Here is a 13,048-nt window from a genome sequence, read left to right as displayed (position 1 = left end):
CACCACCGAACGCCCCTCCGCCGAACCTCCCACCGGTCCGTCCGCCACCGAACGGCCCGCCACCGACCTCACGCCGCCCGAGGCCGCCCGCTGGGCCGCCCGGGCCGGGCTCCCCCTGCCCGCCGACCGCCACGACCCGGTCGCGGCCACCGCCAACCAGCTGCTCTCCGTCGTCGCGGTCCTGCGGGAGCTGGACTTCGGGGACACCCCGCCCGCGAGCGCCTACCGCGCGGAAAGCGCCCACTACACGGATGAGGAGACGCACGATGCAGCCGTATGAGCTCTCCCTCGCCGCCGCCGCGGAGGAGATCCGGGCCCGGCGACTGTCCCCCGTCGAACTGGCGGACTCGGTCCTCGACCGCATCGAGCTGGTCGAACCGCACCTCGGCGCCTACGTCGCGGTCACCGCGGAGCGGGCGCGCCGGGCGGCCCGCGAGGCCGAGCAGGAAGCGGCGCGCGGCCTGCACCGGGGGCCGCTGCACGGCGTGCCGATGGGGCTCAAGGACCTGATCGACGTCGCCGGGCTGGCCACCACGGCCAGCTCCCGGGTCCGCGCCGACCACCGCGCGCAGGCCGACAGCACGGTCGCCGCCCGCCTGGCCGCGGCCGGCGCGATCCTGGTCGGCAAGACGCACACCCACGAGTTCGCCTACGGCCTGACCACCCCGCAGACCGGCAACGCCTGGGACCGCGGCCGGGTCGCCGGCGGCTCCAGCGGCGGATCCGCCGTCGCCGTCGCCGCGGGCGCCGCGACCTTCGCGCTGGGCACCGACACCGGCGGCTCGATCCGGGTGCCCGCCGCGCTCAACGGGGTCGTCGGCCTCAAGCCGACCTACGGCCTCGTCCCCCGCCACGGCGTCGCGTCCCTGTCCTGGTCGCTGGACCACGTCGGCCCGATCGCCCGGACCGTCGAGGACACGGCCCTCGTCCTGGACGCCCTCGCCGGGCACGACCCGCGCGACCCCGCCTCGCTGGCCACCCCCGCCGTCGGCCACCGGCCGGGCGCGGACACGGACCTGGCGGGGCTGCGCGTCGGCGTGCCGCGCAGCTACTACTTCGACCGCGTCGACGTGGAGGTGGAGGCCGCCGTCCGGCGCGCCATCGAGCACCTGGAGGCACTCGGCGCACGGCTCGTCGACGTCGACATCCCGATGACCCGCTACCTCCAGGCGACTCTGTGGGGGCTGGTGGCACCGGAGGCCACCGCCTACCACGAGCGCTCCCTGCGGGCGGTGCCCGAGCTGTACCAGGCGGACGTCCGCGCCCTCCTGGAGGCCGGCGAGCTGATGACCGCCGGGGACTACCTGCGCGCCCAGCGCTCCCGGACGCTCATGCGGCAGGAGTGGGCCCGGATGCTGGAGGAGGTCGACGTGATCGCCGCCCCGACCGTCCCGGTCACCGCGGTACGGACCGACCAGGAGGCCGTCACCTGGCCCGACGGCACGGTCGAGAGCGTCCCCGACGCCTACGTGCGCCTGTCCGCCCCCGCCAACATCACCGGGGTGCCCGCCCTGTCCGTCCCGGTCGGCCGGGACGCGGCGGGCCTGCCGATCGGCATGCAGCTGCTCGGCCGGCCGCTCGGAGAGCGCACACTGCTGCGGGTCGGCCACGCCTACGAGCGGACGCAGCCCGCCCGGGCGCTCGCGCCGGCGGCCTGAGAACAGCAGGCGGGCCGGGCCGGACGGCGCCGGCCCGCCGTCCGGCTCCGAGGCGGGCCCCGGCACCCCGGCACCCCGTAAACGCAAGGATTGTGCTTTAAGGTGTTTATCATGAGTCGCAAACAGATGGTGCGCCCCGGCGGGCGCAGCGCCCGGGTCCAGGCATCGGTGCACACCGCTGTGCGTGAACTCCTCGCCGAGGTGGGCCGCGACGCGCTGACGGTGCCGCTGGTCGCGCAGCGCGCGGGCGTCACCCCGTCGACGGTCTACCGCCGCTGGGGTGATCTCCAGGAGCTGCTGTCCGACGTCGCGGTGGAGCGCCTGCGGCCCGACACGGCGCCGGAGGACCTGGGCGACCTGCGGTCCGACCTGACGGCCTGGGCCGAACAGTTCCTCGACGAGATGGCCTCCCCCTCGGGCCGCGCCTACATCCGCGACGCCCTGCTCGGCGACCCGGACGGCGGCAACGCCGGCCAGTGCTCGGACTACGCGGCCGAACAGGTCGGCGCCGTGCTGAGCCGGGCGGGCGGCCGCGGGGAGGACACGCCCGGCGTCGAGGCGGTCATGGACGGCGTCGTCGCCCCCCTGATGTACCGCATCCTCTTCCGCCCGGCCGGCCTCGACCCCGCGTACGCGCGCCGGCTCGTGGCCGAACTCCTCGACCCGTACGGGGCCGGTCCTTCGGGCGGATGATCGTTCACCGGGCGAGGACGGGCAGCTCACGTTATCGACGGGCAGCTCAAGTTATAAGCTTCTGCGGGACGTTCACGAGCCCGGCCGCTGGTCGGGACCTCGCCTGGGAGGAAGCGTCGTGGGGAAGAAGATCCCGGTGCGGACCGGATGCCAGAACTGCTCGCGGTGCACCGGCTCGATCGGCGGCAACGCGGCCCGCAAGACGGTGCGGGGCACCGGGGTGGCGCTCGGCGCGGTGGTCACCGTCGGCCTGAGCCTCCTCTTCATCCGGAGGTGCCGCGCCTGCGACCACCCCATGGGCAGCCACCACCACCACTGATCGCGCCGCCGGACCTCCGCAACCCGGCTCCGACCCGGCATCCGGGCCGGAGCCGGGCGGGCGTCAGGCGTCCAGGTGCTTGAGGAAGTCGAGCAGCGCCTCGTTGACCTCCGCCGGGCGCTCCTGCTGCGTCCAGTGCCCGGTGTCCGGCAGCCGGACGTGGCGGTGCAGCTTGGGCACCCGGCTCAGCAGGTGGGCCAGCACCTCCGGTGGGACGAGCGCGTTCACCATGTCCTGTTCGCCGGCCACGTACAACGCCGGCACGTCGATCGTCACGCCGTCGAAGGCGGCCATCAGTTCGGCGTTGCGGTCGATGTTCCGGTACCAGTTGAGCCCGCCCGTGAAGGCGTGCTCGCCGTGCAGGGCGTAGTCGGCCGCGAGGGCGTCGATGTCCGCCTCGGTGAGCCAGGCCGGCAGCTGCGCCGGCTCCGGGATGGTGTCCAGCAGGACCTTGCCCTCGGGGACGACCCACGGCTGCGGCTTCCCCCCACCGCGCGGGCCACCGCCCAGGATGCGGCGGAAGCTGGACTTCACGTCGGCCGCCAGTTCGGCGTCGGCGCGGCCCGGCTCCTGGAAGTAGTTCTGGTAGAAGCCCTCGCCGAAGTTCTCCCGGGACTCCCGCAGCGGCCGCGGCCCGCTGGGCAGCGGCGGCACGCTCAGCCCGGCGACCCCGCGCACCAGGTCCGGCCGCAGCGCGGCGGTGGCCCAGGCGACCGGCGCGCCCCAGTCGTGCCCGACCACGACGGCCCGCTCCTCGCCGAGCGCGCGGATCAGCGCCGTGACGTCGCCGACCAGGTGCAGCAGGGAGTACGCGTCCACCCGCTCGGGCTGCTCGCTGCGGGCGTAGCCGCGCTGGTCGGGGGCGACGACCCGGTAGCCGGCCGCGGCGAGCGGGGCGAACTGGTGGCGCCAGGAGTACCAGCTCTCCGGGAAGCCGTGCAGCAGCAGGACCAGCGGGCCCTCGCCCTGTTCCGCGACGTGCAGACGGACACCGTTCACCTCGACGTGGCTGTGCTTGATCGCGTCGTTCAAGTCCCGCTCCCGGTCCGGTGGAAGGGCCGGGGCATCCGTTTCGCCCCGGCCCTTCCCGGCGCAACACCGCCGGGGCGCGGGGCATTCCCGCCGCCCCGGGGAGAACGGCCGAGGCCGCCCCGGAACTCCGGGACGGCCTCGGCGTGGTGATGGAAGGTCAGTTCACCGTGTAGCTGTAGGGGATCGCCGCGAGCACCGAACCGGTGGTGCCCAGGGTGTTGTTGGCGGTCGCCACCGAGCTGGGGGCGGACACCAGGTACAGCACACCGTGGACGGTGCTGCCCTTCGCACCGGTCGGGGTCACGGTGACCTGGAGCGAGCCGCTGGCGCCCGGCTGGACGGTCACCGGGTTGGCGGCCGGGGCCGAGGCGTTGACCGCCAGGGCGTACGGGTCACCGGTGCTGGAGGTCAGCGCCGGGTCGAACGCCTGGGTGTGCGCGGTCGCGGTGATGGTGGCGGTGCCGGCCGGGGCGCCGGCGGTGCCGAACGGGCCGACCTGCTGCAGGAAGGTGCCCCACACGCCGGGGAGGACCGGCTGCGACGCGCTGCCGTTGTCGGTCACGACCGAGATGGTCGAACCGTCCTGGGCCTTCTTCAGGTCGCCGAAGAGGTCCGGCGAGCCGGTGGTGCCGGACAGCTCCAGGTGGGCCGGCGTCGAGGAGGCCGCCACCGCCTTCAGCTGGTCGGTGCCCGGCGGGACGAGGAAGGACGGCACCGCGGAGGTGAGGCTCAGCGGCAGGGTGACCGTCGCGGAGGCGCCCTGCGGCACCAGCGGGATGTCGGTGCGGCGGTCCAGGCGGCCGTCGGCCGAGATCTTCTGGGTGGCGACGGTGTTGTTGGTGTAGTTCACCTGGACGGTGACCGGCTTGCCGGCCGCCAGCTTGGCGTGCGGGTCGTTCGGCAGGCCGGCGGCGGTGGCGACGTTCTGGTTGAACGCGACGGTGCCGGCGAAGTCCTGGGCGAGCTCCTGGCCGCTGACCGGGCCGAGCACGTTCAGGACGAACCGCCAGCGGCCGGCGGCCGGGTTGACGGTGGTGGCCGAGACGCCGGCGGTGGTGCCGGTCAGGTTGCCCTGCGCGTCGAGCAGGCCGTTGCCCTCGATGTCGATCGGGGTGCCGTTCGGGCTGATCAGCGCGCCCTGCATGAGCAGCTTCGGGTCCTTGGCGACGGTGACGCCGACCCGCAGGTCCTTCTGGCCCTTCGGGACGTCGAAGGCGTACGCGAAGCTCTGCGTCGGCGAGGCGTTGCGGCCGTTGCCACCGGTGATGGTGCCGGTGAAGGCGCCCTTGCCCTGGTTGACCGGAACGAGGCTGCGCAGCACGACCGGAACGCTGGTGGCGGTGCCGTTGGAGCTGGCGACGGTGATCGCCTGGCTGGAGTCGCCGCTGGTGCCCGGGGTGGTGAGCTGGACCTTGAGGGTCTTGGTCTCACCCGGCTTCAGGTCCGCGACGCTCGGGCTGACGGCGCCGGCCGGCACCGCGCGCTGGGTGGCGGTGCCCAGCTGGACCGGGCCGTTGTAGCCGGCCTTGCCCGCCGGGGTGTACAGGACGGCGGTCCACTCGCCGGCCACCGGGTGCGGGACGTCCACCAGGCCGAAGTCGGCCGGGGTGGCGCCGCCCTGCGGACGGGTGTTGGTCTCGAAGCGGCCCGACGGGTCGAGCAGCGTCATGCGGACCACGGAGCCGTTGGTGACCGGGCTGGCCGCACCCTGCCAGGCGATCGACGCCGCGAGGCGGTCGGCGCCGGCCGGGACGGTGAACTTGACCTGCTTCTGCACCCAGGTGGCGCCGTTGGTGGCGTACTTGAAGGTGTCGGTGGAGGCCGTGTCCAGCTGGACGGTCTGCTGGTTGCTCGACTGCGGCACGAAGGTACGGGTCGCGCCGCTGACCGTCTGCGGGGCGGAGCTGGTGTTGGTGACGGTCACGTCGGCGGTGTGGGTCGAGCCGGGGTTGCCGGCGATGTCGACCTGACCGGTGGTGACGACGACGGTCTTGCTGTCCGACGCGCCGGAGCCGGCGTGGTAGCCGCGGGCGGCCTCGACGGCGGCGCGGACGTTCAGCAGGCCGGCGCCCTGCTCCTCGGCCGGGACGCCGAGGTCCTGGGCGGTGCCGGTGATGAACTTCTTCACCAGCGCCGGGGCGGGCGACTGGCCGTTGTGGGTGTCGCGGTAGGCCTGGATGACCAGGGCCGCGGCGCCGGTGACGAACGGCGCGGCCTGGCTGGTGCCGCCGAACGACTGGATCGGCGAACCCTGGCCGCTGTAGCCGGTGCAGTCGGTGTACTTGCTGGTGTCGGGCGAGCAGAGCGCCCAGTCCGACTCGCCCGGCGCGACCAGGTCGACCGTGCGGCCGGCCTGGGTGAAGCCGCCCGAGGAGAGCGCGGAGATGCGGTTGTTGCTCCAGGCCTTGTTGGAGAACTGGGCGGCCGCGTAGCCGGTCTGCTGGTAGTTCTGGTTGTCCGTCGAGGCGCCGACCGCGATCACGTTCGGGTCGGTGGCCGGGGTGCCGATGGTGCCGCTGATGCCCGCGTCGCCGGTGGAGACGGAGACGGTGACACCGGCCTTGACGGCCTGGTCGTTGAAGAGCGAGATGGTGTCGTGCGCGCCGCTGTCCGGGGTGACGTTGCCGCCGAAGGACTCGTTCAGCACGTCGACCTTGGCGACCGAGACCGCGTAGTCGATGGACTGCAGGATCGACGAGTTCGACATGATCTCGCCGCCGGCCCGCAGGGCGACCAGCGAGGCGTCCGGGGCGAGGCCGCGGATGCGGATGTTGCAGCCGGCCGGCAGACCGCGGGAGGCGTTCACGAACTTCGAGACGTCGTAGACCTGGCGGCCCTGGGCGATGACCGCCGAGGCGTCGCCGAAGGCCTCCGCGCCACCGGTCGGCGCGTCCACGCCGTCGCCCGCGAAGTCCTGGTAGTCGACGACCGCGTGCGAGCCGTCGGCCCGGATGAAGTCCGGGTTGTTCGGGTCGAGGCCGTCCGCGATGTAGGCGACCTTGACGCCCTTGCCGGTGGCCAGGTCGGCCGCGCCGGGCTTGCCGTCGGCGCCGACGGCGTGCGTCGAGTAGAGGCCCTCCGGCTCCAGCAGCGGCTGGGACGGGTCGGACGGGCAGATCGTGTTGGTCGCGTTCTGCTCGGCGCCCTGGCCGTTGCTGCCCGAAACGGCCTGCGGGGCGGCGGCCTTGGCCGACTTGGCACCGGACTTGGTGTCCGCGGCGTCCTTCGCGGCCGCGGCCTTGCCGGCGGCCGGCGGCGTGACAGTGACCTGCTCGTCCGCGACGACCGAGGCGACGGCCGGGTCGGCCAGCAGCGCGGCACGCAGCGCGGGGCTCACCGTGGCCGAGAACGCGTTCCCGACCACGAAGCTCTTGATGTTGGTGCCGCCGTTGGCCTTGACCTTGTCCAGCAGCGGCGCCTGGGCGTTCGCGGCCTTCTGCTTACGGGCGCCGAGGTGGCCGTTGTCGGCCGGGGCGTCCGCTATCTGGTCCTTGAGAATCACGATCACCGGCACCGGGGTCCCGTCCGCGGACGCCACGGGGGCGTTCTGCGGGTCCGGGAGCGGAGCTGCGTTGGCGCTGGACCCGAAGGTCAGGACCATGGACGCGGCGGTGACCGTGACGGCAGCTGCTAGCTGGGATTTCCGCCAGCCGATCAATGGACATCCTTTCGTCTGATGAGACGTCAGGTTGCGCGGCCCAGCGTACGCGAATCCAGGTCGGACGCGTGGTTGCTCCGGACCGCGCGTCCCGACAGCGGTCGCATTCCAGCGCATCCGACACGACCACGACAAGGGGGGAAATCCCCATTAGAAAGTAAAAAAGACCATCAGAAAGTAAAATTCACGGCAGAAATCGGGCCATGTCCGCCCCTTTTCGCTGACCAGACCCGGTCGGAACTGTCCGATCCCGGTCGGAAAAAATCGGTGGCGAACTCTGGACAGTGGCGGACCACCGCCACCTGGGACACACCGTCAGCACCGCCACACACCCTTCCCCCCGGACCCACTCTGAAACCGGACATGACAGAACGGGCGCGCGGTCACACCGACGCCCGGTGGCCGGAATCCCCCGGCCGCCGAGCGATCAGCACCCGATCAGCCGGCGGCCAATCGCTCCTGGGCGTCCGCCAGATCCTCGGCGGTGGGCGCGTCGTCCTGGGTCAGCCGGTGGCGCCAGTACCCGGCGAAGTCGATCGACCGCTTCGGCACGCCGCGCTCCGCCACCAGGTGGCGGCGCAGCGCCCGCACCGCGCCCGCCTCCCCCGCGAGCCAGGCGAACGGCGCGCCGGCCGGCAGCGCGGCGGCCCGCACGGCCCCGGCCAGCACGACCCCGGGGGCCGCCCCGCCCCGGACCGACCAGTGCACGGCCAGCTCGGCACGGCTCTCCAGCGGCTGCCGCTCGGCCTCGTCCGCGACCTCGACGAACGCGAGGGCCCGCACCCCGGCGGGCAGCGCCTCGACCAGCGTCGCGATCGCCGGCAGCGCCGTCTCGTCCCCCGCCAGCAGCACCCAGTCGGCAGCGGCGGCGGCCTCGGCGAGCGGGACCGGCGGGGCGTACAGCGCCGAGGGGCCGACCATCCCGAGCCGCTGCCCCGGCTCCGCGCGCTCCGCCCAGGCGGCGGCCGGACCGGTGTCGCCGTGCAGCACGAAGTCGATCTCGACCAGGCGGGTGCCGGGCCGCCGGCGCCGGAGGGTGAAGCTGCGCAGCAGCGGGCGCCCCGCCTCGGGGATCGCCAGGTACGCCTGGTACCAGCTCATCGGGTCCTCGCTCTGCGCGGGCAGCTCGGGCACCGCCTGGCCGGGACGGGGGAAGCACAGCTTCACCTGCTGGTCGGGCGCCGTGCCCACGGAGTCCGCCAGGGCCTCGGCCTCGAAGGTGACCCGGGCGGTGCGCGGCGTGATCCGGCGGACCTCGACGACCTCGACGAAGGTGACGGGCAGTGTCATCGCAAAACCCCTTCGGTTGATAACCTTACGACATAAAGAGTTGTCGTGGCCGAGGATACTTTACGCCATAAGGAGTTGCTGCATGGTCGTCTACGCCGGACAGGGCGACGCCCACCGGTCCCTGTCCCTGCTCTGGGGCGCACCACCGCAACCGCGCACCGGGCGCAGCGGCCCCAAACCGGGCCTCAGCGTCGACGCGATCGTCTCCGCCGGCATCGCGGTCGCCGACGCGGACGGCATGGCCGCGCTCTCGATGCGCGCCGTCGGCGAACGGCTCGGCCGCACCGCCATGGCCCTCTACACCTACGTCCCGGGCAAGGCCGAACTCCTCGACCTGATGCACGACCGGGCACTCGGCGAACTGCGGCCTTCCGTCGCGGACTTGGAGGGCTGGCGCCCCGCCGTCACCGCCTGGGCCGAGGAACTGTACGCCTGCTACCTGCGCCACCCCTGGATCCTCCAGGTATCGCAGGCCCGCCCGGTGCTCGGACCGGCCGAACTCGCCGCCATGGAAAGCCTGTTGCGTGCCCTGCAACCGGCCGCCCTCGCACCCCCGCGGCTGCACGGCGTCGTCGCGGCGCTCTGGCAGTTCGTCCGCGGCACGGCCGCCGTGGCCGCCGAATCACGCGGCGCCGCCGCCGCGACCGGCATCGCCGACGAGGACTGGTGGACCGCCCGGTCCGCCCGACTCGCCGAACTGGCACCGGACTTCACCGAGCGTTTCCCCCTGCTGACCGCCCTCCAGGGCGCCGCCGACGGCACGCCGCAGGACCGCGACCGGGCGGCCTTCCGCACCGGGCTCGCCGTCCTGCTCGACGGCGTGGCGGCCTCGGGGGCGGGGGCTGATCAGAGTGCCGGTCGGGGTGCCGGTCGGGGCGCGGATCAGGGCTCGGGTTGAGCCGCTGATCAGCCTCGGCGGGCCGCCGGGATCGCCAGCAGGATGCCGAGCACCAGCAGGGTGGCGTACCCGGCGGTCTCATGGCCGTCCGGGACCAGGAAACGGACGAAGCCGAACAGCCGGAAGCCCCCCAGCCAGTCCGCCGCCAGGCCGGACCCGCCGCCGAGGATCAGCACGAAACCGAGATAGCCGAGCAGCGTCTTCATGCCCCGAGCCTAGGCAGCTCCCGGCGCCCGGGAATCCGACTTTCGGCGCGACCCGGGGATGACCAAAGTCGTCCCGGCGGCTTCCGCCGGCCGTCCCGGAGCCGCCGGTCGCCGCCCGCCCGCCGCCCGGCCGTCCCGGGGCCGTACCGCCCGGGGTCCGGACCGCCGTACCCGCCCGGGGTCCGGACGGAGCAGCAGGCGCGGCGGCCCGGCCGCGCCCCGGGTACGTTCGCCGTGTGCAGCAGATGCCACAGCATGTCAGCAGAGTGGCGGCGGCCGCCGCGGTGTCCGCCCTGATGCTCGCCGCCGGCGCCCCGACCGCCCCCGGGCAGGACGCCGCCGGTGCGATCGGCGGCGAACGGCTCGGCCGGTCCGCCGTCCAGGTCGCTCCGCTGGCCGGGGCGCCCGCGCTGCCGCCCACGTTGACCGGGCGGTCCTGGCTGGTCGCCGACGCCGGCACCGGCGAGGTCCTCGCGGCCCACAACGCCCACCTCCAGCTCCCCCCGGCCAGCACCCTGAAGATGCTCTTCGCGGACACCGTGCTGCCCAAGTTCGACCGCACGACGGAGCACAAGGTCACCACGGCCGAACTGGCCAACGTCGGCGCCGGCAGCAGCCTCGTCGGCGTCAAGGAGGACCTGCCGTACCGCGTCGAGGACCTCTGGCGGGGCGTCTTCCTCAGCTCCGGCAACGACGCCGTCCACGTCCTCGCGCACATGAACGGCGGCCTCCAGCAGACCGTCGCCGAGATGCAGGCCCGCGCCCAGGCCCTGCAAGCCCGCGACACCAAGGTGGTCTCCCCCGACGGCTACGACATGGACGGCCAGGTCTCCTCCGCCTACGACCTCACCCTGTTCGCCCGCGCCGGGCTGCGCAACGCCGACTTCCGCTCCTACTGCTCCACCCGCACCGCGCACTTCCCCGGCGGACTCGACAAGCTCACCGGGCAGCGCACCAGCTTCGACATCGCCAACACCGACCGGCTGCTCGGCAAGTACCAGGGCCTGATCGGCGTCAAGAACGGCTACACCACCAACGCGGGCGCCACCTTCACCGGCGCCGCCCAGCGCGGCGGCCGCACGCTGCTGGTGACGGTGATGCACCCGGACACCCAGACCCGGGTCTACGACGAGGCGGCCGAACTGCTCGACTGGGGCTTCGCGGCGGCCGGCAAGGTCCAGCCGGTCGGGCAACTGGTGGAGGACACCGCCGCCGCCCACCCGGCCACCATCACCGGCCGGGCCGGCGCTGCCTCCTCCGCCGCCCCCGCCGCCATCGCCGGCCAGGCCCACCCGCAGGCCGTCCGGGGCAACGACCCCGGCCTCGCCCCGGCCGCCTGGACGGCCATCGCACTCGGCGCCGTCCTCGCCCTGTGGGCCGCCGGGCGCACCGCCGCCCGCCGCCGCGCCGCACTCGCCGCCGACCCGGCCGCGCTCCCCGACCCGGGCGCCACCGCCCTCGGCGGGCACGGCCACCGCGGGCTGGCCCGCCGGGCCCGGGCCCTGGTCAGGCACGCCCTAGACTTCCGGCCATGACCACGCCCGACCCCGTTTCCTCCGACCGGCTCGCCCGGATCGTCAGCCTCTCCTCCGGGAGCTACCTGCTCGTCACCACCTACAAGAAGGACGGCACCACCGTGCCGACCCCGGTGTGGGTGGTGCGCGACGGCGAGGCGCTCGGCGTCTGGACCGTCGCCGACTCCTGGAAGGTCAAGCGGATCCGCAACCGCGCGGACGTCCTGGTGGGCCCCTGCGACGTCAAGGGCCGGCCGACCGGCGAGCAGTACCCCGCCACCGCCGAGATCCTCAGCCCCGAACGCACCGCCGCCTACCGCACCCTGCTGCGCCAGAAGTACGGCCTGCTCGGTGTGCTCACCCTGCTCGGCAGCCGCCTGCGCCGCGGCGAGCGCGGCACCGTCGGCATCCGGATCACCCTCACCTGACGCGCCACCCGGCTGGCGGGGCCCCCGGTCACTCGCCGGGCCGGGCCGGCCCGGGGAAAGGCGTGACGAGCAAGGGCGTGGGAGAGGCCATGGAGGACAGGGACGCGGACGGGGCCCGGGGCGGGCTGCCGCTGCTGGTGGTGGACGCGGCCAACGTGGTCGGGTCGGTGCCCGACGGGTGGTGGCGGGATCGACGGGGCGCCGCCGAGCGGCTGCGGGACGCGCTGGTCGCCGTCGCCGGGCAGGGCCTGCCGGAGCGGCCCGGGCCGCTGGAGGTGGTGCTGGTCGTGGAGGGCGCGGCCCGGGGTGTGGACGGGCTGCCCGAGGTGCGGGTGGTCGCGGCGGCCGGCAGCGGTGACGACCGGATCGTCGAGCTGGTCCGGGCGGCCAGAGCCGAACAGCCGGACCGGGACTGCCTGGTCGTCACCGCCGACCGCGAACTGCGGGCCCGGGTCGGCGCGCTGGGCGCGGCGGTCACCGGGCCGCGCAGCGTGCGGCGTTAGGGCCGGTCCCGTTCAGTCCCGTTCAGTCCCGTTCAGTCCTGTCGCGCGCGGCAGGACCGAACGGGACCCGTTCCGGGACCCGCGGCGGGGTCAGTCCGCCTGGGTGGCGTACATGCCCCAGTGGATCGCCTGGTCGGAGGCGGTCACCGTGAACAGGAGGTCCCGGCCGGGCCGGGCGGGGATCTCCACCGAGCCGATGCCGGTCGCGCCGACCGGGCACTGGACCGTGAAGTCGGCCGGCGCCAGGCCGGCGACGTGGACCTGGACCGAGCCGCCGCCCTGGCAGCCCACCGTCACGGTGAAGGGCTGCGAGGGGTTGACGGAGGCCGTCACCGCGCCGCCGTCGCCGATCCAGTCCGGGATCCAGATCAGGCCCGTCTCCCCCGGGTGCGGCAGGATCTCCCCCGTGCCCATACCGCTCTGGACCGCAGCCGGGCCCGGCTGCGCCGCGGCCGTCCCGGCGACCGCCAGTACCGCCGCCAGGGCGGCCGCGCTGGCGGCCAGCATTCGCTTCCCCGTACGTGTCATCGCTACTCCCCGCTGCGTTGACCATCCGTCCGGCCGCACGAGCGCGCGCGGCCGGGCCGGGTGCCGACCCTCGGCACACGAAGGGATCTTATGACGATCAGATTTCGCCGAGGGCGGATTCGCCCGAACCCCGGCCCTCGAACCACGCCCCCGCGCGGCGGGCTGAAGCGACCCCGGGGCTGAACGCGTATGGGCGCCTCCCGGAACCCGACCACGGGCACCGGCATCTAGTCCCGTACTTCGCGGGTCGTTGATTCGTATGGTGTGACCGGTCCGGGAGTGTCCCGGACCGGTCGTGTGGCGTTGATCCGGATGTGTCGA

The 13,048-nt window shown here is 74.1% G+C and carries 12 protein-coding genes and 1 pseudogene; 8 read left to right on the top strand and 5 right to left on the bottom strand.

What is annotated here, in order from left to right; translation table 11 throughout:
- Positions 1 to 58: 58 nt before the first annotated feature.
- From AB0O19_RS35220 to AB0O19_RS35205, 4 genes and pseudogenes are all read left to right on the top strand, one after another.
- Positions 59 to 280, top strand: a pseudogene (locus tag AB0O19_RS35220) (hypothetical protein); the annotation flags it as partial.
- Complete coding sequence (locus AB0O19_RS35215; RefSeq protein ID WP_363625456.1) at positions 267 to 1,658, top strand: amidase; 1,392 nt, start codon at positions 267 to 269, stop codon at positions 1,656 to 1,658. The pseudogene AB0O19_RS35220 and the gene AB0O19_RS35215, both read left to right, overlap by 14 nt.
- Positions 1,659 to 1,769: 111 nt before the next feature.
- On the top strand, positions 1,770 to 2,351 hold the full coding sequence (locus AB0O19_RS35210; RefSeq protein ID WP_363625455.1) for a TetR/AcrR family transcriptional regulator: 582 nt from the start codon (positions 1,770 to 1,772) through the stop codon (positions 2,349 to 2,351).
- Positions 2,352 to 2,469: 118 nt separating this feature from the next.
- Complete coding sequence (locus tag AB0O19_RS35205) at positions 2,470 to 2,670, top strand: hypothetical protein (RefSeq protein WP_063346158.1); 201 nt, start codon at positions 2,470 to 2,472, stop codon at positions 2,668 to 2,670.
- A gap of 63 nt (positions 2,671 to 2,733) precedes the next feature.
- On the opposite strand, the gene AB0O19_RS35200 is transcribed toward AB0O19_RS35205, so the two are convergent.
- The 3 genes from AB0O19_RS35200 to AB0O19_RS35190 form a co-directional block, all read right to left on the bottom strand.
- On the bottom strand, positions 2,734 to 3,702 hold the full coding sequence (locus tag AB0O19_RS35200) for an alpha/beta hydrolase (RefSeq protein WP_363584761.1): 969 nt from the start codon (positions 3,700 to 3,702) through the stop codon (positions 2,734 to 2,736).
- A gap of 157 nt (positions 3,703 to 3,859) precedes the next feature.
- Positions 3,860 to 7,303, bottom strand: a complete 3,444-nt coding sequence (locus AB0O19_RS35195; protein WP_363625453.1) for a S8 family serine peptidase — start codon at positions 7,301 to 7,303, stop codon at positions 3,860 to 3,862.
- Positions 7,304 to 7,798: 495 nt separating this feature from the next.
- Complete coding sequence (locus AB0O19_RS35190; protein ID WP_363625451.1) at positions 7,799 to 8,650, bottom strand: siderophore-interacting protein; 852 nt, start codon at positions 8,648 to 8,650, stop codon at positions 7,799 to 7,801.
- Between the two features lie 82 nt (positions 8,651 to 8,732).
- Between AB0O19_RS35190 and AB0O19_RS35185 the strand changes: the two genes are divergently transcribed.
- Positions 8,733 to 9,548 carry a TetR/AcrR family transcriptional regulator C-terminal domain-containing protein gene (locus AB0O19_RS35185; RefSeq protein ID WP_363625449.1) on the top strand — a complete coding sequence of 272 codons (816 nt, stop codon included), beginning with the start codon at positions 8,733 to 8,735 and terminating at the stop codon, positions 9,546 to 9,548.
- 8 nt (positions 9,549 to 9,556) lie between these two features.
- Here the strand turns inward: AB0O19_RS35185 and AB0O19_RS35180 are convergent, their stop codons facing one another.
- On the bottom strand, positions 9,557 to 9,754 hold the full coding sequence (locus AB0O19_RS35180) for a hypothetical protein (RefSeq protein ID WP_363373336.1): 198 nt from the start codon (positions 9,752 to 9,754) through the stop codon (positions 9,557 to 9,559).
- Between the two features lie 296 nt (positions 9,755 to 10,050).
- On the opposite strand from AB0O19_RS35180, the gene AB0O19_RS35175 reads away from it, so the two are divergent.
- From AB0O19_RS35175 to AB0O19_RS35165, 3 genes are all read left to right on the top strand, one after another.
- Positions 10,051 to 11,289, top strand: a complete 1,239-nt coding sequence (locus tag AB0O19_RS35175) for a serine hydrolase (RefSeq protein ID WP_363625525.1) — start codon at positions 10,051 to 10,053, stop codon at positions 11,287 to 11,289.
- On the top strand, positions 11,286 to 11,696 hold the full coding sequence (locus tag AB0O19_RS35170) for a PPOX class F420-dependent oxidoreductase (protein WP_363625447.1): 411 nt from the start codon (positions 11,286 to 11,288) through the stop codon (positions 11,694 to 11,696). The genes AB0O19_RS35175 and AB0O19_RS35170 overlap by 4 nt, the downstream gene beginning before the upstream one ends.
- An 89-nt stretch (positions 11,697 to 11,785) precedes the next feature.
- Positions 11,786 to 12,199, top strand: coding sequence for an NTP pyrophosphohydrolase (locus tag AB0O19_RS35165; protein WP_363584751.1), 414 nt, complete (start codon positions 11,786 to 11,788; stop codon positions 12,197 to 12,199).
- A gap of 90 nt (positions 12,200 to 12,289) precedes the next feature.
- Here the strand turns inward: AB0O19_RS35165 and AB0O19_RS35160 are convergent, their stop codons facing one another.
- Positions 12,290 to 12,706: a hypothetical protein gene (locus AB0O19_RS35160; RefSeq protein WP_363625445.1), complete on the bottom strand. Its 417-nt coding sequence runs from the start codon at positions 12,704 to 12,706 to the stop codon at positions 12,290 to 12,292.
- Positions 12,707 to 13,048: the final 342 nt, after the last annotated feature.

It is taken from the genome of Kitasatospora sp. NPDC091276, assembly GCF_040684355.1.
GTDB lineage: Bacteria > Actinomycetota > Actinomycetes > Streptomycetales > Streptomycetaceae > Kitasatospora.
This window is presented reverse-complemented; position numbering and strand designations above follow the sequence as displayed.

What these genes read in the sequence shown, in the direction of transcription:
- AB0O19_RS35215 (WP_363625456.1), top strand. Translation starts at nt 267, where the DNA reads ATGCAGCCGTATGAGCTCTCCCTCGCCGCCGCCGCGGAGGAGATCCGG.
- AB0O19_RS35210 (WP_363625455.1), top strand. Translation starts at nt 1,770, where the DNA reads ATGAGTCGCAAACAGATGGTGCGCCCCGGCGGGCGCAGCGCCCGGGTC.
- AB0O19_RS35195 (WP_363625453.1), bottom strand. Translation starts at nt 7,303, where the DNA reads ATGGTCCTGACCTTCGGGTCCAGCGCCAACGCAGCTCCGCTCCCGGAC.
- AB0O19_RS35190 (WP_363625451.1), bottom strand. Translation starts at nt 8,650, where the DNA reads ATGACACTGCCCGTCACCTTCGTCGAGGTCGTCGAGGTCCGCCGGATC.
- AB0O19_RS35185 (WP_363625449.1), top strand. Translation starts at nt 8,733, where the DNA reads ATGGTCGTCTACGCCGGACAGGGCGACGCCCACCGGTCCCTGTCCCTG.
- AB0O19_RS35180 (WP_363373336.1), bottom strand. Translation starts at nt 9,754, where the DNA reads ATGAAGACGCTGCTCGGCTATCTCGGTTTCGTGCTGATCCTCGGCGGC.
- AB0O19_RS35175 (WP_363625525.1), top strand. Translation starts at nt 10,051, where the DNA reads ATGCTCGCCGCCGGCGCCCCGACCGCCCCCGGGCAGGACGCCGCCGGT.
- AB0O19_RS35170 (WP_363625447.1), top strand. Translation starts at nt 11,286, where the DNA reads ATGACCACGCCCGACCCCGTTTCCTCCGACCGGCTCGCCCGGATCGTC.
- AB0O19_RS35165 (WP_363584751.1), top strand. Translation starts at nt 11,786, where the DNA reads ATGGAGGACAGGGACGCGGACGGGGCCCGGGGCGGGCTGCCGCTGCTG.
- AB0O19_RS35160 (WP_363625445.1), bottom strand. Translation starts at nt 12,706, where the DNA reads ATGCTGGCCGCCAGCGCGGCCGCCCTGGCGGCGGTACTGGCGGTCGCC.